1 protein-coding gene is annotated in these 293 nt (G+C 46.1%); it reads left to right on the top strand.

Translation table 11 applies throughout. The features are described 5' to 3' along the window. A partial coding sequence (locus E4T71_RS09420; RefSeq protein ID WP_135039022.1) for a DUF1542 domain-containing protein occupies positions 1–293 on the top strand: 293 nt, incomplete at both ends.

The following is a 293-nucleotide window of genomic DNA, read 5'->3' as shown; positions in this document are numbered from 1 at the left end:
TTGACGCTCGCTCTGATCTAACAGACGAAGAGAAAGCAGCAGCTAAGGCTCAAGTTGATGCAGAAGCAGAAAAAGCCAAAGCTGCAGTAGATGCAGCAACAACAGATGCAGGAGTTGAAGAAGCTAAAACTGCAGGTGTTGACACTGTTAAAGCTATTAACCCAGCTGCAGTTGCTAAGCCTGAAGCTAAGAAAGCCATCGATGAAGCAGCTAACGCTAAGAAGGCAGAATTGGATGCTCGTACTGACTTAACAGACGAGGAGAAAACAGTTGCCAAAGCTCAAGTCGATGCA

It is taken from the genome of Streptococcus sp. WM07 (assembly GCF_004570525.1).
Lineage (GTDB): Bacteria > Bacillota > Bacilli > Lactobacillales > Streptococcaceae > Streptococcus.
The sequence above is the reverse complement of the archived record's forward strand: the minus strand, read 5'-3'. Positions and strand labels throughout refer to the sequence as shown.